Annotated in this window: 19 protein-coding genes, 1 tRNA gene and 1 pseudogene; 4 read left to right on the forward strand and 17 right to left on the reverse strand. The window is 63.4% G+C overall.

What is annotated here, in order from left to right; translation table 11 throughout:
• Positions 1 to 3 precede the first annotated feature (3 nt).
• Both ABQE44_RS11515 and ABQE44_RS11520 read left to right on the forward strand, forming a co-directional pair.
• Positions 4 to 336 carry a GNAT family N-acetyltransferase gene (locus ABQE44_RS11515; protein ID WP_448391486.1) on the forward strand — a complete coding sequence of 111 codons (333 nt, stop codon included), beginning with the start codon at positions 4 to 6 and terminating at the stop codon, positions 334 to 336.
• A 27-nt stretch (positions 337 to 363) separates the two neighbouring features.
• Positions 364 to 1,167: a thioesterase family protein gene (locus ABQE44_RS11520; protein WP_448391487.1), complete on the forward strand. Its 804-nt coding sequence runs from the start codon at positions 364 to 366 to the stop codon at positions 1,165 to 1,167.
• A gap of 50 nt (positions 1,168 to 1,217) precedes the next feature.
• Here the strand turns inward: ABQE44_RS11520 and ABQE44_RS11525 are convergent, their stop codons facing one another.
• The 8 genes from ABQE44_RS11525 to ABQE44_RS11560 form a co-directional block, all read right to left on the reverse strand.
• Positions 1,218 to 2,183: a ferritin-like domain-containing protein gene (locus ABQE44_RS11525; RefSeq protein WP_448429874.1), complete on the reverse strand. Its 966-nt coding sequence runs from the start codon at positions 2,181 to 2,183 to the stop codon at positions 1,218 to 1,220.
• Between the two features lie 128 nt (positions 2,184 to 2,311).
• Positions 2,312 to 2,791: a nitroreductase family deazaflavin-dependent oxidoreductase gene (locus ABQE44_RS11530; RefSeq protein WP_448391489.1), complete on the reverse strand. Its 480-nt coding sequence runs from the start codon at positions 2,789 to 2,791 to the stop codon at positions 2,312 to 2,314.
• A gap of 4 nt (positions 2,792 to 2,795) precedes the next feature.
• On the reverse strand, positions 2,796 to 3,296 hold the full coding sequence (locus ABQE44_RS11535) for a pyridoxamine 5'-phosphate oxidase family protein (RefSeq protein WP_448391490.1): 501 nt from the start codon (positions 3,294 to 3,296) through the stop codon (positions 2,796 to 2,798).
• A gap of 64 nt (positions 3,297 to 3,360) precedes the next feature.
• The gene (locus ABQE44_RS11540; protein WP_448429876.1) at positions 3,361 to 4,542 is read right to left on the reverse strand and encodes a DUF7373 family lipoprotein; all 1,182 of its coding nucleotides are present in this window, start codon (positions 4,540 to 4,542) and stop codon (positions 3,361 to 3,363) included.
• A gap of 11 nt (positions 4,543 to 4,553) precedes the next feature.
• Positions 4,554 to 4,832: a cytochrome C oxidase subunit IV family protein gene (locus ABQE44_RS11545; protein ID WP_448391491.1), complete on the reverse strand. Its 279-nt coding sequence runs from the start codon at positions 4,830 to 4,832 to the stop codon at positions 4,554 to 4,556.
• Between the two features lie 4 nt (positions 4,833 to 4,836).
• The gene (locus ABQE44_RS11550) at positions 4,837 to 5,448 is read right to left on the reverse strand and encodes a cytochrome c oxidase subunit 3 (RefSeq protein WP_448429878.1); all 612 of its coding nucleotides are present in this window, start codon (positions 5,446 to 5,448) and stop codon (positions 4,837 to 4,839) included.
• Entirely contained in the window at positions 5,445 to 6,203 is a 759-nt protein-coding gene (locus ABQE44_RS11555) for a hypothetical protein (protein ID WP_448429880.1), read from the reverse strand. Before ABQE44_RS11555 ends, ABQE44_RS11550 begins: the two co-directional genes overlap by 4 nt.
• Positions 6,200 to 6,922, reverse strand: a complete 723-nt coding sequence (locus ABQE44_RS11560; protein ID WP_448391494.1) for a hypothetical protein — start codon at positions 6,920 to 6,922, stop codon at positions 6,200 to 6,202. The genes ABQE44_RS11555 and ABQE44_RS11560 overlap by 4 nt, the downstream gene beginning before the upstream one ends.
• A 222-nt stretch (positions 6,923 to 7,144) precedes the next feature.
• Here ABQE44_RS11560 and ABQE44_RS11565 point away from each other — a divergent pair, with 222 nt between their 5' ends.
• Positions 7,145 to 7,765 (forward strand): TetR/AcrR family transcriptional regulator, encoded by a 621-nt coding sequence (locus ABQE44_RS11565; RefSeq protein ID WP_448392001.1) that lies wholly within the window; start codon positions 7,145 to 7,147, stop codon positions 7,763 to 7,765.
• An 18-nt stretch (positions 7,766 to 7,783) separates the two neighbouring features.
• Here the strand turns inward: ABQE44_RS11565 and ABQE44_RS11570 are convergent, their stop codons facing one another.
• The gene (locus ABQE44_RS11570; RefSeq protein WP_448391495.1) at positions 7,784 to 8,392 is read right to left on the reverse strand and encodes a universal stress protein; all 609 of its coding nucleotides are present in this window, start codon (positions 8,390 to 8,392) and stop codon (positions 7,784 to 7,786) included.
• A gap of 298 nt (positions 8,393 to 8,690) precedes the next feature.
• On the opposite strand from ABQE44_RS11570, the gene ABQE44_RS11575 reads away from it, so the two are divergent.
• Positions 8,691 to 9,050, forward strand: a complete 360-nt coding sequence (locus tag ABQE44_RS11575) for a nuclear transport factor 2 family protein (RefSeq protein ID WP_448391496.1) — start codon at positions 8,691 to 8,693, stop codon at positions 9,048 to 9,050.
• A 1-nt stretch (position 9,051) separates the two neighbouring features.
• On the opposite strand, the gene ABQE44_RS11580 is transcribed toward ABQE44_RS11575, so the two are convergent.
• From ABQE44_RS11580 to ABQE44_RS11615, 8 genes and pseudogenes are all read right to left on the reverse strand, one after another.
• Entirely contained in the window at positions 9,052 to 9,885 is an 834-nt protein-coding gene (locus ABQE44_RS11580) for a MerR family transcriptional regulator (RefSeq protein ID WP_448429881.1), read from the reverse strand.
• A 470-nt stretch (positions 9,886 to 10,355) separates the two neighbouring features.
• Positions 10,356 to 10,955, reverse strand: a complete 600-nt coding sequence (locus ABQE44_RS11585; protein ID WP_448429883.1) for a zeta toxin family protein — start codon at positions 10,953 to 10,955, stop codon at positions 10,356 to 10,358.
• Positions 10,939 to 11,406: a sigma-70 RNA polymerase sigma factor region 4 domain-containing protein gene (locus tag ABQE44_RS11590; RefSeq protein ID WP_448391499.1), complete on the reverse strand. Its 468-nt coding sequence runs from the start codon at positions 11,404 to 11,406 to the stop codon at positions 10,939 to 10,941. Before ABQE44_RS11590 ends, ABQE44_RS11585 begins: the two co-directional genes overlap by 17 nt.
• Before the next feature lie 273 nt (positions 11,407 to 11,679).
• Positions 11,680 to 12,582: a GIY-YIG nuclease family protein gene (locus ABQE44_RS11595; protein ID WP_448429885.1), complete on the reverse strand. Its 903-nt coding sequence runs from the start codon at positions 12,580 to 12,582 to the stop codon at positions 11,680 to 11,682.
• A gap of 149 nt (positions 12,583 to 12,731) precedes the next feature.
• Entirely contained in the window at positions 12,732 to 15,866 is a 3,135-nt protein-coding gene (locus ABQE44_RS11600; RefSeq protein WP_448429888.1) for a type I restriction endonuclease subunit R, read from the reverse strand.
• A 2-nt stretch (positions 15,867 to 15,868) separates the two neighbouring features.
• Complete coding sequence (locus ABQE44_RS11605; protein ID WP_448429890.1) at positions 15,869 to 16,969, reverse strand: restriction endonuclease subunit S; 1,101 nt, start codon at positions 16,967 to 16,969, stop codon at positions 15,869 to 15,871.
• A 150-nt stretch (positions 16,970 to 17,119) separates the two neighbouring features.
• A pseudogene (locus tag ABQE44_RS11610) lies at positions 17,120 to 18,855 on the reverse strand (type I restriction-modification system subunit M).
• 336 nt (positions 18,856 to 19,191) lie between these two features.
• Positions 19,192 to 19,274: transfer RNA gene (locus ABQE44_RS11615), tRNA-Leu, on the reverse strand.
• Positions 19,275 to 19,286 lie beyond the last annotated feature (12 nt).

A 19,286-nucleotide genomic window follows, 5' to 3' on the forward strand; every position in this document is an offset into this window, starting at 1 on the left:
TCCATGACCACCGACAAGACCGGCGCGCCCACCGAGGTCGTCAAACAATCCGACCGCTTCAACATCACGGTGGACGGCAAGACCGCCGGGTTCACCGAGTTCGCCGACCGCGACGGCCAACGGGTCTTTCCGCACACCGAGGTGGACGATGCGTTCCAGGGTCGCGGCCTGGCCACCATCCTGATCGGCGAAGCGCTGCAGCAGACCCGAGACGACGGGCTGCGGATCGTGCCGGTGTGCGACATGGTCGCCGGCTACCTCGACAAACACGAGGAGTTCTCCGACGTCGTCGACCCCGTCACCCCCGACGTCGAACGCTGGCTGGCGGATCGGTAACCGGCCTGGCCCGCTATCGTCGGCGCGGTGACGACCGCGTTTTTCACCCCTGACGGGGATGCGTTCGTACCCGGGCCGATCGCGCAGGGCCCCTGGGGACAGACGATCAGCGGGAACTACGTCGGCGGCCTGCTCGGTCACGTGGTCGAGCGCGACGCCGGCGAGCCCGACTTCCAGCCCACCCGGTTGACCGTCGACCTGTTCCGCCCCGCCGCGCTGGCGCCGGTCCGCGTCGAGACTGCGGTCGTGCGTGCGGGTCGCCGCTTGAAGTTGGTCGACGCGGTGATGACGCAGGGCGACACCGTCGTCGCCCGGGGCACGACCCTGTTCTTGCGCCGCGGAGAGCAACCCGCCGATGAGATCTGGACCTCGCCGGTGACCATGCCGTCGCCGCCGCCGACACCTGACCTCATTCCGCCGGGGTTATCGACCCTGGTGTGGACCTACGGCAAACACGACCGCGAACCCGGTCCCGGTGAAGGCCTGCAGAACTGGCAGCACTCGGGGCCAAAGCACATCTGGGTGCGCGACTTTCGGCCCCTGGTCGCCGGATCAGAGCTCACGCCGTTCGTGCGCGCGTCGATGGCCGGAGACATGGTCAGCTCGTTGACGCATTTCGGGCCGAGCGGTCTGCAGTGGATCAACGCCGACTACACCCTGTCGTTGGCCCGGTTGCCGAAGGGTCCCTACCTCGGCTTGGCGGCGCTGACGCACTACAGCGACGCGGGGGTGGCGACCGGCAGCGCGACGATCGTCGACGAGCACGGGCCGATCGGCAGCGGTGTGGCCAACGCGCTGTCCAACCCCGGCTTCGCCCCGCCACGCATGTAGACAAGAAAACACCCCGCGGAATGTCCGCGGGGTGTTCCTGTGTAGCCGGGTCAGCTGATGCCGACAACCTCCTGGGCGATGGCGGCCAGGCGTGTCTGCGCTGCCGACACCAACCGCTGGCGGTTCTTGTGCATCTCCTCGTAGGCGATGATCGTGCGGATGTCGCTCGGATCGTCGAGCTCCTTCACCGCGGCCACCGCGTCGTTCTGGTTCAGCTCGTCGTAGCCCTCGATGGGCAGCTCGTCGGCGTCGACGACACCGCTCTCGGCGCGCGCCTTGTGCAGCCGGTCAGCTGCTTCATCGGCGCCCTCGCGACGCACCACGTCCTCGGCCCGCTTCAGCGCGCCATCACGTGAGGCGCCGAGCGCCTTCAGCGTGATCTCGCTGGCCCGCTGCGCACGCTGGCGCAGATCCTCGACGGCCGGTCCCGCGGACCGCACCAACTCGGCGACCCGCTCAACCGACTGTGCCGACCACTGGCCGGGCAGGTTGACCAACTTCACGGCGGTGCAGGCGGCGGCCTGCATCGGCGTGCGCTGCAGCGCGGCCGGTCCACCGAGGGCGTCCTCGGCCAACACGGTGGTCAGCCAGCTCACCGTCGCCGAATGCGCGGTGATCAGGCGATCGGCCAGGTCCTGGATGTCGCGCTGTTTGGCCGAAACCGCCAGCGCCTTGATGTAGCGCGCACGGTCCAGCAACTGGTTCTCCAGCGCCAGGTCACCCAACAGAGCCTCATCGAACGGCTGCGCCTGCTCGGTCAGCGCCTTCACGGCCGCGGCCGCACGACCGAAGAACGGGCCGACGGTGTCCGGGAACCCGCCAAGGTCGCGGATCGCCTTCTCGATCGCCTCGGCGCGGATCTGGCCGTTCTCGGCGTTCTCGCTCAGCTCGCGACGCACGGCCTCGGTCCTGGCCTGCGCGACGCGGGTCTCGGCGACCTGAATCTCGGTATGGGTCAGGTCGAGCATCGTGCGTAGCTGCCGGAGCAAGGTCGTTTCGGTAGCGGTAGTAGTCATCTGCTTCTAGCCCCTTATGCGTTGACGAAAATTCATTCGGCGCTTGGGCTGCACCTGCCTAGTTGGCTACCCAGTGGCGGGGGGAAGCTGAACATTGTCCAGATGTGAGATGGGTCGCAGTCCGCCGATCAGCGCGGCTGCAAGATCACCACCGGGATCTCCCGGTCGGCCCAGGCCTGATAGGTGTCGAAGTCGGCGTAGGCCTCGACGAGCTTGGGCCACAGCCGGGCCTTCTCGTCGGGGTTCGCGGTCATCGCACGCACCGGGCGGCGCTCCGAACCGATCTCGATGTAGGCGTCGGGGTTGGCGACCAGATTGCGGTACCACTGCGGATCGGTGTCGCGTCCGCCCTGGGAGGCCACCACGATCACGTCGTCGCCGTCGTGGATGTACACCAGCGGCGACACCAACCGCCTGCCGGTCTTGCGGCCGATGTGCTCGAGCAGCAGGGTCGGCACCGGCTTCTTGAACCCCGCGCCCACCCGCCAGCTGGCGCCGACACGTCCGCCGGTGCGGCGATACACCCACACGTGGGCCTTGCCCGCGTACTTCATCACCTGGGTGACGATCGGCGAGTTCAGCTGTTTGGGCTTGCTGTTCGGGTCCATGCGATCAACTTAGATACTGCGCGGTGCTGCCGCCCAGCGGCATCTCGGGCATACCGAGCTTGCGGTGGTCCCAACTGCGCGTGCGGGTCGGCACCACCCGCACGCAGATCCGGTTGCGCATCATCTGGTCGACGTAGGGGCGCATCTCCTCGGAGTACGGCCCGGTATAGCGCTCCCACACGCTGATGCCAACGCGCAGAATGGTTTCCGGGTCGTCGACGATTTCGGCGCGGCCCTCGATCGACACACCGCGCAGGGTGTCGTAGGTATGGCCGTCCTCGATCATCACGGTCACCGTCGGGTTGCGACGCAGGTTGACGGCCTTCTGCGATTTGGCCTTGGTCTCGAACCAGATGTCCCCGTCGAGCACGCCGTACCACATGGCGACCAGGTGCGGCCGCCCGTCGGGCATCAGCGTGGCGAGGGTGGCGGTTCTGCTGCGCTCGATGTATGCGGCGATCTCCTCGTCGGTCATGACGATCTTCGCGCGTTCGTTCTTGCCCACGGCCCAGATCCTTTCAGGTCGCCGCGGCGGCGACCGTCACCGGGATGCCGTTCTGCGCGCCGCGCTAGCTCAACAACATGACGTACTGCGCGGCCGCCAACTGCTGGGCATCGAGCAAGGTGGGCCCGGCGGCCTCCATCGCATACTGGTCGGCGGTGGCCAGGCAGTAGAAGCTGCGATCCTCCAGCTGCATGCAGCGGCTGTCCGGCATATTGCGCACCGGGTTGGCCGGCTTGGACTTCGGCGACACCTCGGCGTAGAACTCGTCGACGACGGCGTTGGCTCCCGCGGCGTCCTCGGCTTCGTAGACGCTGGCCATGGCCATGGCCACCAAATCGGTTCCGGTGTCGGCGAACAGTTTGGCCGAGCGAACGGGATCACTTTGGAAGTGCAGCGCGCCGCGCCGTTCGTAGGTGGTGTTCTTCGTCAGCATCGGATCGGGCGTCTCCACCGGGATCATGTGCGCCAACAATCCGGTCGGATCGATGCTGATGTCGGCGAACTCCGACGGGTCGGTGGCGCGGAAGCTGTCGATCTCAGGGCCCTGCAGGTCGAGGGTCTTGGCGACCAGCTCGGCGGCCTGCTCGGCGCCGTCGGTCGATTGCGCGAGCTGCATCAGCACGTACGAGCCGTGCGCGGCGAACGAGCGCACGGCGTGCCGCTTGCCGGCACTGCGGTCGACGGTGGTGTAGGTGTTGGCCGTGGCGTCGGAATGGCCGGGGATGCTCACCGTCTGCGCCGGTCCGTCGGCGCCCTGCTGCTGCATCGCCGTTTCGCCGAGGGCGGTCGCCGCGGCTGCGGCCGCCTCGTCGTCGGGGAAACGCAGGACCGCGTTGAGCAACAGCTTCTTGTCGGCTTCGGTGCGTGCGGTGGCGAAGCCGTTGATGAAGTTGTGCCGGCTGGCCACCATCCCGAGCTCGCCGGGGCCGATCAGCCCGAGCGCCTGCGCCCTGGGCAGCACCATGGCGCCGAAGTTGAACCACTTCGTCAGCGCCGGGTCGACCTCCCACGGCCCGATGACGTGATTGGCCATGCGTTGCGCCTCGATGACCATGCCGCGCAGCGGATCCCCCGCCACGCCGAGCGGCCGGCTGGGTTCGGTCGGATAGGGGCCGACGTCGAGCCGGTCGAAGTCGAGTGCCCCTTGCGCGCCGGTGGCCCTGACCGGCGTTCCGGCGACGGTCGAGCTGCAGGCCGCCGAGAGCATCGCGATGGCAAGAACGACTACAAGAAGTGGGTGGCGCATCACGCGCAAACCTACAGCGCGGCGAAGTAGAAACCCAGCACCAGCGCGAAGACGCCGACCAGCCAGCCGTTGGTCGTGATCTTGAGCCATGTCGGTGCGTGCCGCACCTCCATGAAATGCCATATCACCAACTGTGTCTTGACCGCGGCGATAAGCAGGACGACGACGGTGACCGTGGCGCTGACGTGGTGTGCCTGACCGCCGTCCCGGGCGGTCAGCCAGGACGCCACGGTCACCGCGGTGAGCACGGCCCACACGACGGTCAGCGGGTGGCGAAGATAGGCTGTCACAGGGTCACCTCATCAAGTAGAGCAGCGCGAACAGCACCAGCCATAACAGGTCGACCATGTGCCAGTAGGTAGCGCCGGTCTCCACCAAGATGATTCGAGGTTGGGCGGGCCCGCGCAGTTGGCGCACAATGAAAGACAGGATCACCAGCCCCAGCAACACATGGCACAGGTGCATGCCAGTCATCACGTAGTAGAACATGAAGAACAGGTTGGTTCCCGGCGTCAGACCCGCGAGGATTTCGGGAATGTACTCGAACGCCTTGAGCACCGGGAAGAGCACGCCACCGGCCAGGGCGAGCCAGAACAGCCGGTAAGCGTCGGCGGTTTTACCGGCGCGCGCCGCTGAAGTACCCAAGGCGACGAACAACGAACTGGTCAGCAGCACAACGGTGTTGACCATGCCGATGTTGTAATTCAGCTTCGCTTGGCTCGCCAGGAACATGGCGTGGTCTTGACCGCGGTAGTACATGTACGCCACGAAGTACACGGCGAAGATCATCAGATCCCCGATGACGAAGAACCACATGCTCGGCTCACCGGGAAGATGCCTGCGCACCAGGAGTTTTCGCGAGGCGGTGCCAGTGCGGCCCGGTAGCGCCGTGGTGGCCTCGGTCATGCGAGCACCTTCGAGACCGGTTTGATCGGCGCGTTGTCGAGTTCGTCCTCGGGTTGGTCTCTGATGGCCCGGTAGATGCAGAAGTAGACGATGATCTGCCACGGCACGTACAGCGCCATCGCGAAGTAGAACGTCACGAGGCCGTTCCAGGCGAACGGACCGGACTTGGCGATCCAGACGGGCGCGGCCATCAACTCGGTCACGTACTGCCAAACGGTGTAGTAGCCCAGCCATTTCGGCAGGATGTTGTTCTGGTCGAGGATGATGGCCAGGCCGAAGGCCATCCACATGATGCAGAAACACCCCAGCGAGCCGATGAAGGCCAGGTAGCCGAAGTCGTAGAGCATTGCCAGGATCGCCGGGTCGTAGCCGGGACGAAACGCGCCCAACCCGAAGCAGAACATCGCGAAGAGCATCCCCACGATGGTGCCGGTCATCGCACCCAGCATCAGGCTGTAGCGCAGCACCGGGCTGACCGACATGCGGCGGATCTGGTTGAGGTACCCGGCGTTGGCCACCGGCGCCAGGCCGAACACCAATATCAGGATGGCGCAGGCGATGAGCAGGTTCGGCGACTGTATGAACGAGAGGATCTCGGTTTGCGAAGCGCTCGGTGCGCGCGGCGGCATCATCCAGCTCAGCGGAACGAACACGATTCCGAACACGGTGAAGAAGAACGGCACCGACCAGAACGCGATCCACTGGTCGAGCTTCTTCGACTGGCGCCATCCTGCGAGCACAGCGCTCCTCGTCATATGAGCGCCTCCCGCTCATCGCCTTGGCGATTGACCACTCCCACGAGCACGACGAACATCACGGCGATGTAGCCCGCCAAGACCGCGAGACGCAGGTGAAACGACAGCACGCCGTCCCATGCGAGCGGCCCGGTCTTGTGCAAGACCGAGAATGCACCCGGAACCAGCAGCGCGGCAGTGGCGATGTTGAAATGCGCGACCCAGCGCCCGAAGACCGGCTCAGCCCGATCATCGAGGTAGATGCTGACGGCCAGACAGAGGTTCTGCACGACGAGCGTGCCGACCGGCGCGATGAAGAAGAACCACGCCATGTCGTTGAGCAGGCTGATCAGTTGCGGATCGCGCTCGGGTCGAAATGCGGCGATGCCCCAGCAGTAGTCGGCGAGGATGAACGCGGTGAGTCCCACGCCGGCGGCCAGGATGTAGGCGTAGGTGAGGACGTTGCTCGACGTGCGGATGCGCGACATCTGCACGGCGGTCACGGCGAACAGCGGAACCAGTGAACACGCGATGAGGTTGCACAGAATCACCACGCCGAGGATGCCGGTGTTGTTCGCGGCGAAGAACGCAGCGACCTGCTCGGGCGTCATGGTCGGGGGCATCGGCCCGGCGAACACCGGGAACGCGAAGTAGGCCAGCACGAACAGCGCCGCCGCCGGCGGCACTGTCCACAACAGGACGCGCTGGCCCCTGGTGTTCATCGCCGTCGTTGTCGTCATGGCTGGTCCCGTCTGTCTGGATCTGCTGGCCCGGAAGCCGGGCGCTATCGCCGACGCCATAGGTCTAGCACACTCACTGACAAATGACAACGAACTATTACGCTGGATCGTCTGCTCGAATTGCTGTGATACCACATGACCAGCCTGGATAGCGGCCGGCACCGTTCACCCCGAAGACAGCGTTCCTGAGAATTCAGTGACATCTGTCGATGAATGGGCTTGGTGCGGCACAATGGGTGCGTGGCCGAGACTGCGACCCGGCGGGAAACCCAGCGCGAGAACACCCGCGCGCGGCTGCTGGATGCCGCCATCGTGGAGTTTCAGCGCGCCGGCGCCCACTCGGCCGACATCAACGCCATCGTCAAGGCCGCAGGGGTGGCGCGCAGCACCTTCTACTTCCACTTCCCGACCAAGGAACATGTGCTGCTCGAGCTGATCCGGCGCGACGAGGCCCAATTGGCGAACGAACTGGGCCGGTTCCTCGACACCCGCCCTGGCCTGCCTGCGGTGTTGAAGACGATCATCGAGCTGGTGCTGGATTTGGAAAGCCGTTGGGGCACATCACTGTTCCACGACGTCATCAGCCTCTACTTCTCACCCACGCTGCCGGAGCGAGAACAGTGGACCAACCACCCGGTGTTCGTGCTGTTGGCCGCGGAGATCGAACGCGCTCGTATCCGCGGCGACCTCTACGACGACGTCGACGCCTACCACAGCGCAGCGTTCTTCTTCCTCGGCGTCCACGCCCTGCTGACCACTGTCCGAGAGTTTCGCTCCGAACGTGAGGTGGCGCTGGAGAAGTTCGTCAAGAGCACCCTGCGCAGCCTGCAGCCGGTGACGTAGCCATACCGACTGCCGGATCTAGTCGACGACGAGCACCGGGACCGGGGATCGCTCGAGCAGATCGGAGGAAACGCTGCCGAGCAGCGCCCGGCTCAGACCCCGCCCGCGCCGGCCGACGACAACGACGTCGGCTCCGAGCTGTTGGGCGAAGTGGGCCAACGCTTCTGCGGGGGCGCCGACGAGCACTTCGTGGCGCGGCGGGGTGGCGGCCGGTGCGTCGGCCGCGCGAGCGGCCAGCCTTTCCTTGGCCGAGGTGATTACCGTTCGTTCGGGATCTTCTGCGGCCTCGTACGGAACGACCTCGGCCAGGACCAGTTCGGCCGTCTCACCGAAGAGGCGCTTCGCGGCGTCGAGGGCTGCGGTCGACTGAGTCGATCCGTCCAAGCCGACGAGGACTCGAGGCGCACCAGACGTCGGCGCCGAATCACTGGAGTCGCCGGCCGACGCCCGCCGTGGTCCACCGCGATCGGCGAGTTCCAGCGCAATCGGCACGAAGATGGGGCCGAGCATCAGTGCGATCGGAATCCAGCGCAGATCGTGGCCGCGCCGAGCCAGCCAGATGCCGGTGATCGCCCCGGTGACGAACCAAACCACCAGAAACACCGCGGCGAGAGGGAAAGTGTCCATAGTTATTGCGCCCTAGCGCAGCCTTTCGATCGAAGCAGCTTGATGATGCCGACCAGACTTCCCGGCGCGCCCCAGGCAGAGCCTACCGGGAGGGATCCATAGCTGGAGGCTCCCCGAGTGCACGCAGTCGGGCGTGGGCGTGAACGCCCGCGATGGGATGAGCCGAGGCGAAACGATCCGCCGCGTGCTGATCGAGCACTTCACGAAAGAGTGCGACCTAGCCGCGGCGCTCGACTACCTGAGTGCGGCTCGGATTGCGTCTTGACTCTCCCGTTGGGGGAGACTCCACGCTGGGATCATGACCATCAACGAGAACACCAATACGTCGTGGGACGAGCTTCCCGATATCGTCCGTACCTTTCTAAGCGCACAGTCTGATTCGGATCCGGATGCGGCGGCTGCCGCCTTCACCTCCGACGCAAAGGTGACCGATGAGGAGCAGACCTACCGCGGAGGCCGCGAGATCGCAGCCTGGTTGAGGCGCGCGGGAAGCGAGTACACCTACACCACCGAGTTCGACCACGCCACCATGGCTGGTGCCAACCATGTCGATGTGGTGCAGCATCTGGAGGGCAACTTCCCCGGCGGCGTCGCCGACTTGCATTTCCGGTTCACCCTCGAAGGCGGCCGGATCAGTCGTCTGGTGATCGAGCCGTGACTCAGTCGGCGCCTACCGCCGGGGTCACCGGTGCGAGCGGGAAGACTGGCCAGCCGATCTCCGTACGCCATGCCGTTGAGTCCGCGGTGTCACGCGGCCCGACCAAGTACACCTCCCTGACTGGTCCGTCGACGGCCAGCGCGTGTTCGACGACCCAGGCGCCGAGCCTGCCGTAGGTGACGTCGATGTCGTCGTGCGGTCCAGGGTGCACGACGACGGCGAGGTCGGCAGGCTGCAGGTCAAGGACCTCGATCCGCCCGGAGGCGCGCGGGGTTCGCACCGGACGGAAGACGGTCATGGGGCCGTCGCCCTCGGTGAACAGTTCGTTGGCATAGTGTCCGCCGGGCGGTCCGGTGCGTTCGGCTGGTGGGAACGCATCGTCGAGTTCGGCCATCGCGCCGTCATACCACTCCAGCGAATCATCAAGGGAGACAGACGCCGTGACCGCCACCACGGTGCGCGCCGGAACGGAGCGGACTTCCACGGGGAGGTCCGCGGGTTCGGGGTGCAGCAACCGGCGCAGCGAGACAACGGCGGCTCGGGTCCGGTCGAGCGCGGCCTCCAGGCGCCTGAGGTGGCTGGCGACGACCTCGGCTCGCTGTTCTGGATTGCCCGTTGCCAGAATCGTTTTCACCTCGGCGAGGGGCATGTCCAGCTGGCGCAGTTGCCAGATCACCTGGGCGGTGGGGATCTGTTCGGCACTGTAGTAGCGGTAGCCCGTGGCCGGGTCGATCGTGGCCGGCTCCAGGAGGCCTGCTTCGTGATAGCGGCGCAGCGTCCGCACGCTCAACCTCGTCACCGTGGCGAATGCCCCGATGGAGAGGCCGGGACGCATGACCGACTCCCTTCCTGTCATCTCGTCGCGAGCGACGCATGCGAGATGCACGGTACCGCAACCAGTAAGAGGAAGACATGCACCGATGGTGGACGTATCCGATGCCTGCCGCACCTAGAGCGGCCGCCAATTTCGTCTTCGATAACGCTGTCGGCGTCGCCAGGTACATCCAAGCCGTGGCGGTACCCGCCCGCCCACCTCAGCCAGCTGTCCGCTACTGACGATAGAAGCGCTCATCCGAGATCTCCACCGCCCCAGTAGCTTGCCTGCGCACGATACTGACGCGGACCCTGGGAATCTCTCCAGTCTGCGCTGATTCAATGAACCTCAGCGCGTGCGCAATACATATCGATGGCCCGCTCGACGGGTAACAGACATCGATGGCATCCGCTGGAGTGAACCGCCCGCCCAGGCGATCTTCGCCTCGGACCCAGCGTTGTCTACCCTCCCACCATCGCGTCAGAGCCTGCTCATGCGCGATCGCTTTTTTCCGTGTCAACCCCATACACCTCGACATCGGTGTATTGGGCGTATGCAAGCTCCCGAAAAATTCTCGGGCCCTGACCATCCCACGTCAATGTGCCCTCAATGACGAGGTTCTCTCCGCGTTCTATACACAACCGTCGGATCTGGTCGGCCAGCTTTACGGACTCCACATGCACCAAGCCTGCTAGTTCACGTGGCGCGAGCGAGTGTCCATCCGCAAGGATCTCAGCCAGCAGACCGTCGTATATGCCGTCGTTGAGTGCCTGTTCAATCAGGTCGTCCTTCAAGTCGTCAGCATCGATCACGCGGTATTCGTCGAGGTCGGCAAGCAAGGCCCGCAAGATGGAACTCTTGCCTGCGCCCGGCGCGCCAGCCGTGATGATCGCCGAACGGCCATCGAGGCGGGGATTCGCTCGCGCGAGATACCTTTCGATGAGCCGCTTACGTAGCTTTGGGCGCCCGGCATCAGTCGCGTAGCGGAAGGCGGTGCATCCGGGGGCTTCGCGATGTAACGGACCACCCGGAGCCGACTTGCTTGCGAGCTGACGGGCTACCTGGGCCCGCACGTCAAGGTTGAATTCCACGACCCATGGTGTTCAGGTGGCGTTGGGCGAGGCGTTCGAACTCGTCGTCGGTGAGTAGTCCACGGTAGAAGCCCATCTCGATGTCATCCCAGTCACCGGTCTTGTACGCATCGGTGACGACGCCGTCCACTCGGACCGCCCCACCAACGGAGTACTCCCAGTTCAAGAGACGGTCCATCATTTCATCGGTGTCAATGAGGCCTGCGGCACGTCGGTCGATGATCTCCGCTGGAGTCTCCTCAAGGCGCGAAGGGTCTTCCGTTATGCGACGAAGGATGCGCTGGACTGTAGCTTGTGAGTGGATGCCCACGATTTCGCTGATCTGGCGTTGCGATAGACCCTCCAGGCTGGCGGCCCTGTAAATCTCCCGCTCTAGCTCGCGCTCGTTAATTCGCTGACGGGCAGCTTTTATGGTCAGCCGCTCTCTAACGTTCATGACCTGCGGTTGCATGGCTGTCGCACCTTTCGCTGATTCATTTTGAATCACTCCCACGGTACGCCTCCGCAACAGTCGCCGCCACCCCTCTGGCAGTTCGTGCCGCCGGCCCGATACCGGCCTCGCATAGTTACATTCGCGTCAACATTGGGGTCTTGAGGCGCGGGCAGGAGATGACCTCGTTCAGCGCCCGAGTGCGACATGAACTCTGAGCTCCGTGCCTGCGATGAGTCGTAGCACGGCCCCCGCGACACGTCGGACCGTGCGTTAGTTCCCGGGGCTTCAGAGCTAGTTTCGATTGTTTCCAAACCTTCTCGACGCCAGAACGTTCTTCCAGTAGACCTCTCGGTCGATCACTCGCTGGTCGTCGGTGCGCAGGGTTAAGAACTCCAGCAGCGCAAAGCGCAGGTTGTCGAGCGCGTAGTTTTCACCTTTCGCCTCGATGAGAGCTTTCAACTCCACGTTGCCGCCATGCAACGTCGTCGCATAGGCGCACAAGCGTTGCCATATCCCGGTGTCACCGTAGGCGGCCCCGACGTACGGTGCACCGGTGGCCTGATCATGGATCACATACACGCCCTTCATCGCTTCGAGGGCACTGCGCCAATCTGGCCGGTTCTGTTCGATGACGGTGCGTAGCTGCCGCAGTGAATGGTCGATGTTGTCAACACCGGGGAACTCTTCGCCCTCGTAAGGTCGGTCATGAATCGCAGCGACGACCATGCGGTCCAGGTGCGATTCCAGGTTCAACCGCTTGTTGCGACCTGGAGGCCTGAACTCGATAACCAGGCGCTTGATGTACTCGCCCATGATGTCATCGCGCAACTCAAGGTCGTAGGACCGCGAGTTGGGGATGGGTTGGCGCCCGACCACCTTGAAGACTCCGCCGAACAGCCACCGGTCCAGGGACTTCCGCTCTCTTGCCATCGTGAAGATGAAATCCCGGTTGAAATGGTCGGTGGCTCCACGCCACCTGCTCCAGCCGACCCACTCGTCCCAATCGTTGGCGAGTACGTCGATCGGCTGGATCTGCTGTTCGTTGACCACTGCGCAGTGGAGTTTGAACGCTGTGGCATCGAGGCCACCGAACAGGTGCCGCACCGGTATGGGATTCAATGCGGGCCGACGATGCTGTTCTTTATGCACTTCGCCTCCTTGTATTTCCGCTGGCGCTGCCAGCGTGCCGCGCAATCAGCGGCGTCCGCTGGATCTTCGGTGCCATACGGCTGATGGCGCGAGCGTTTCGAGCCGACGGGCGCGCACAACGCGCGCAGCGGAGTCTGCGCCTCTGGTTAGGTGGTGCTCCTCTTGGGCTGGCGAACTCCATCACAATCGCGTTTTTATGCCTGACGCATCCCATCTGGTGCGAGTTCTGCATACTCTGATGCCACCACCCGGTGGAACCATTTCGCGATATCGGAGATTAGGTGGCTACGGCCAGGGGCGTTGGTGAAGAAGTAGTCGCTCATCTTTTCGTGCGCGCCGTGGTTGTCGGCGACCGCACCGGTGACGGCGTCGTCGAAGTCGGGTGATTCGACGAATTGTTTGATGGAGTTGACTTTGGCCTGCTGAACAAGGGCCTGGTCGTCGAGCAGGTTGCGCAGCAAGGCTTCGAGAAACGAGACCTTCTGCGACTCGGTGAAGTCCTCGGATCCGAACAGGTCGTTGAGCCGGTCGAGGACTTGTTGGAAGGCAACCATTTTCGGGTCACGCTTCTCCCCAGAGCCGGCGGCGGTGATACCGGTCAGCCCGACGCGAACGCCGAGACCGATGTCGATTCGACCGCGGTCGATCTGTTTGACCTTCTTCAGCACCACATCCGAAAGGTCGATGGGTGCGGTGTAGTTCTCCGGCTGAATCTCCCGCTCAAGATGCCGCAGGTAGATGTGTTTCTTCTCCAAAGCGGGGTCGCCGTAGTAGATGATCTGCGACATGAAGTCATACAGGCGCACAAACGAGCCGACATCCTTACGGAACATGTCCAACTCGGCGAGTGCGGCCTTGTCGCCCTCCCCGCCGTTATCGCGTAGCGCGGCCTGATACCGCTCGGCGAAACGCTTCTTGCCGGGGCCGATCGCCGCTCTCAGCGCGTTGTGGCCCTTGCCTTTCACGACAACCTCCGCGCAGTGGTCAATCTCTGCTTGCGTGTAGATCCCGGCGGTGTCGAGTTTGGCGGCCAGATCGTGGACCAGGTTGGGGTCGGTTTCGGTTTCCAGGAACGCGTCGGTGTAGTACGGCTCGAATGCCTTGCGGATCTCTTCGGGTTCGTTGACGAAGTCCACGATCTGGGTCATCGCCGCAGTCTTCTGCACGCCGGAGGGGGTGCGGTAGGTGCGGTTGAGCCGCGACAGCGTTTGGACCGCGGTGACTCCGGACAAGAGTTTGTCAACGTACATCGCGCACAGCAGCGGTTGGTCGAAGCCGGTCTGGAATTTGTTGGCGACGATCATCACCTTGTACTCATCGCCACGGAACGAGGTGCGGAGATCCCGCACGCCGGGGTTCATGGTGGCTTCGGTGAAATCCTCGGGTCCAGATTCGGGGTCGTGCACCGTGCCGGAGAACGCAACCAGGGTGCCGTAGCCGTAGCCCTTCTTGGCGATGTAGTCATCGATCGCCCCTTTGTAGCGGACCGCGGCTTTGCGGGAGTCGGTGACGACCATGGCCTTGGCGTGGCCGTCGAGCAGGTCGGCGACGTTGGCGCGAAAGTGTTCGACGATGATCGCGGCTTTCTGCGCGATGGTCTGCGGGTTGAGTTTCACCCAGCGCATGACGGCTTTGGTGGCCTCGGCCTGATCCACGTCCTCGCCGTTGGTGGCGTTCTGGCCGACCTGGAATGCCAGCTTGAACGAGTGATAGCCGGTGAGCACGTCGAGGATATAGCCCTCCTCGATAGCCTGCTTCATCGTGTACACGTGGAACGGTGCCGGCGGTTCATCCGGGCCGGGTCGGCGGCCGAACAATTCCAGCGTCTTGGCCTTCGGCGTCGCGGTGAACGCGAAGTAGGAGATGTTGGCCGATTCGGCCCGCTCGGTGGCCTCGGCCGCCGGGACGGCTTCGACGTCGATTTCTGCGCCTTCGGCGAGTTCCTGAAGCTCCTCAGCGGTCAATACCGCTTTCAGATTGGCGGCGACCTGCCCGGACTGAGAGGAGTGGGCTTCGTCGGCGATGACTGCGAACGTCTTGTCCCTGAGGCCCTTGTTCTTGCGGATCTCGGCCATCGCGAACGGAAAGGTTTGGATGGTCACAACGATGATCAGCTTGCCGTCGGTCAACGCCTTGGCCAGCAGCCCCGACTTCGACCCGCCAGTCTTGGCGGCTTCGTCGCGGTCGATGGCGACGACGATGCCTTGATCGTTGTCGATCTGCTTGATCGCGTCCTGCAGCTGGGCATCGAGCACGTTGCGGTCGGTCACCACGATGACCGAGTCGAACACCTTCTGGTTGTCGACCTGCAGCCTGGCCATCCGGTGCGCCGTCCAGGCAATCGAATCAGTCTTTCCGGAGCCCGCGGAATGCTGGATCAGATACCGCTTGCCGACGCCTTCGGCGGTGACCGCGGCCGTCAGCTCGGTGACGGCCTCCCACTGGTGAAACCGCGGGAACCGCAATGTGGCCGACTTGCTGGTCTTGCCGGTGATCGGGTCGGTGCGCGACTCGTGCTTGATGTACATCAACCGACCCAGAATGTTCAGCCACGCATCACGCTGCAACGCCCGCTCCCACAAGTAGGAGGTCTTCGACCCCTCTGCGTTGAGTGGGTTTCCGGCGCCGCCTCCTTCGGTCCCGCGGTTGAACGGCAAGAAATGGGACTTGTCGCCGGCGAGTTTGGTGGTCATCCACACCTCGTCGTTGGTGACCGCGAAATGCACCAACGCCCGCGCGCCCGACACGAACAACGGCTGAACCGAGCCAGTACTCGGATCTTTCGGCAACCGGGATGTCTTGTACTGGTTGATCGCATCGGCGATCGTCTGGGTGAAGTCGGTCTTCAACTCCGCAGTCGCGACTGGTAAACCGTTGACGAAGAACACCAGATCCACCGAACGCTGATCCGCGGTGGAAAAGTGCACCTGCCGCATCACCCGCAACCGCACCGCCGCATAGTCAGCGTTGCGCTTCTCGTTCAGAGTGGTCTCGGGCTTGAAGACACACATCTGGAACTTCCCCGCTAGATGCGAAAACCCTTTGCGCAACACATTGAGGGTGCCGCCACCGTTGTCTAGCGGTGTATCAAGGACTTTCACGATCCGGTCAAGCAACTGGCCCTGTTGCTTGACGATATCCCGGGAGCCCGATTTGACGACCTTCTCAAGTTGCTCGGGCTGCGTCTCCGCCAGCCAACCGAACACGTCCTCGGGTAACAGGGCGCGCGCCTTGTCGTAGCCGGCATCGTTCGGCGAGTACAGCCAACCATGGTCAGCTAGATACTCGGTTAGCTCCTTCTCGAACTCGATCTCGTTGTGCTGCGCCATAATCAGGCCACCTTGTCGCACACATCGATCTGACCCGTCACCGCCGCGGTGATCAAAGCCGACCGTCGCTCCCGGGACAACTCGATGAACTTCTCGGTTTCCGCGATGAGGGTGTCGATCTTGGCGGACCGCGCTCGCCACTTCCTAACTATCGAAACCTGTGCGTCTTTGTTTGGGAGCGGGATAGCTACCTGCTGTACAACCGAAGTATTGAGGCGTGCACGCGTCGCGCCACGAGCAAGGAGCATTACCTGTGACCTAGTTTCAGGCGCTGACAATGCCCACGCGAGATAATCTGGCGTAACGGCATTAGTCGGACGGGCGCGGTAGCAATCCGCCTTTACTATCGCTGGGCCAATCGGGGGCACCACAACTGCACGCCCCAAGGGCATCCTGTCGTCTCCCAGTCCGGCAATGACGACATCGCCTGGACTTACTGCGTGGGCCCTCAGTTTGTCCGCGTACGACAACGGGACGTAGGCAGCGTCCTCATTACGAAACTCGCAGAGACCGATGTTGCCAAGCCGGATCACTCGCGCTCCCTCGTCAGAGTAGTGAGCTGACGTCAGCGCCGATCCGAACGGACCGTCTACGATCGACGAGAGAATGCGCCGAACCCTCACAGGTTTACCGCTGCGGGCTGCTTCTGCAAGTCCGTGTGACCACACCGAGTCCCGTCGTTCCCGGAGCATTTCGATCAGTCGCTGCTGCTCGGCGATAAGCATGTCGATGCGTGCCGTCTCCCGATCCAGAAAGTCAGAGATAGCTTGCTGCTCGGATAGCGGCGGCACAAGAATTCTGATACTTGCCGCATCCTTTTGATAGATCGTTTGGTGGGTTGAACCCATGTTCATTGCCCGCAGTGCTGGTGCGATCGCTTTGAACTGGTAGTTGAGATACTCCGGGATCAGGTCGGGTCCGCACACCCAATTCCAGAAATCTTGGCTGGTTGCCATCGGTTTTGGCATCACGCCGGAGAACCCCACGGAGGCAGTCCGCGACAGTACGACTGTGCCCTCGGGTAGCAACTCCGCGGCGGAGTTCACAAGCCCAAGCTCGGAGATGCGGTTCGTTGTGTCTCCGAGATAGGTGCTGCTGGCCATCCCTAAGCTGCCAGACGTCCGCGAGTGTGAACCAGGGAATTGTGGTGTTCTCCCAGTACTCCGGATTCGACCGACTAGGAGTGTGGCCCGTTTTCATCGAGGCGTAGCGTCTGATGTTTCCGCGGCGCCATCCGGGAGGAAGGACGCTGCTCACCCCTCCACCTCCCGCAGCATTTCCAGGATCTTGGCGACCTGCTTCTCCAGGTCGGCATCGATCTCCGCGAGGGGGCGGGGCGGCACGTACTTGTAGAAGTGGCGGGTGAACGGGATCTCATAGCCGACTTTAGTTTTCGCGGTGTCGACCCAGGCGTCGGGCACATGCGGTAGCACTTCGGCGTCCATGTATGCCTTGATCGTCGCATCGCGGCCAGCTTGCCCCTCGGTGTTGCCACCGTAGGTAAAGGGTACGTTCTCGGCGTCCCGCTTCTTCGGATCCGGTTTCGGATTGCCCTTGCGATCGGTCGAAACCTTGCCGCAGTCCGTGAGCAAGGCGCGTTCGACGGTGATGGTCCAGTAGCCGAAGTCGTTGGCAGTGAACACCTTCGAGAAATCCGGATCGGCTTCGTCGAAGGCGTCATACAACGCCAGAATGCGGTCACGGGCTTTTTCATCGACCTCGCGGTTCTTGGAGCCGAGACTCTTGCGCATCTTCATCCAGAACGATGTCGCGTCGATCAGCTGGATCGTGCCCTGCCGTTCGGGGCGTTTGGTGTTGTCGAGGATCCAGATGTAGGTGGCGATACCGGTGTTGAAAAACATGTTGGTAGGTAGCGCGATGATCGCCTCCACCAGATCGGATTCCAGCAGCCACTGCCGAATTTTCGACGGCCCGGATTCCGCGGCGCCAGTGAACAGTGGCGAGCCATTCAGGACGATCCCGGCACGGCCGCCACCTTCGTGAGCGGGCCGCATCTTCGATGCCAGGTGACACAGGAACAGCATCTGGCCATCGCCAATGCCGGGCAGGCCGTGGGAGAACCGCGAGTTCTGCGCCAGGGCTTCCTTTTTCACCGCGTCGGCTGCGGCTTTCCAATCCACCCCATAGGGGGATTGGACATGCAGAAGTCGAAGGTTCGGTCCCAGAACAGGTCGTCGGACAAGGTATCGCCGAGGCGAATGTTGTCGGCGTCTTGGCCTTTGACGATCATGTCGGACTTGCAGATCCCATAGGACTGGTCGTTGATCTCCTGGCCGTACAGTCGCAGCCGCGCATCGGGATTTTTTTCCAGCAGCCGTTCTTCGGCGACTGAGAGCATGCCGCCGGTGCCGGCGGTCGGGTCGTAGATGGAGCGCACGGTGCCAGGTTCCATCAGCGCCTTGTTCTCCTCAGCGAACAGCAAGTCGACCATCAGCCGAATCGCGTCACGCGGGGTGTAGTGCTCGCCTGCTTCCTCATTGGAAGCTTCGGCGAACTTGTAGATCAGGTGCTCGAACAGGTCACCCATCTCGGCGTTGGACACCGTGTCGGGGTGCAGGTCCACCTCCGCGAACTGGGAGGTGACCAGATACAGCCGGTTCTTCTCGTCTAGGGTGGCGAGTTCGTTTTCGAACTTGAATCGCTCGAACACGTCGATGTTGGCCGAGAACCCGGTGATGTAGTCCATCAGGTTCGCCCGCAGCCCCTCGGGGTCGTCGAGTAGGAGCTTGAAGTCGAACGGGCTGGTGTTATAGAAACCCAGCCCGGTCTTGCGCTTGACCTGTAGGTCCAGCGCACCGCCCGAATACTTCTCAGCGAGCGCGCGGACCTCGTCGCGGGTGGGTTCCAGTACACAGTCCAGCCGCCGCAGGATCGTGAACGGCAGGATCACCCCGCCGTACTGGTGCGGCTTGTACACACCGCGCAGCTGATCGGCGATCCCCCACACGAAGTTGCCAAGCTTGCTCAAACTTCAGCCCCCATTGAGTTATCCGAGTTGCACTCGCGCACCACGGTCCGGAGCGGTCCTCAGCATCTTCGCCCAAACGCAAGGTAGCCGGGGGCAGTCTGAGCGCCTTTTGTCGTCGGGGCCATAGACACTGCGCCCCGGCCGACATCATTCTTTGAGTGCCGTCGCGCATAAGGCCTGTCCATACTGCCGGCCCGCAAGGTCGTCAGGGACTTACGCCGCCAACTCCCCACGAGGCTGACTCCGGCACTCACGGACACGCCCCCAAGCAAAAAGGCCACGCCCTCTATAGAGTTCGTGACCTTTGCGTCGCAGTTCAAAAGAACCGCTCATGTGTGGGCGAAGGGGGACTTGAACCCCCACGTCCCGAAGGACACTGGCACCTGAAGCCAGCGCGTCTGCCATTCCGCCACTCGCCCCAACAACCGGGG

The sequence above is a fragment of the Mycolicibacterium sp. XJ2546 genome, assembly GCF_053483195.1.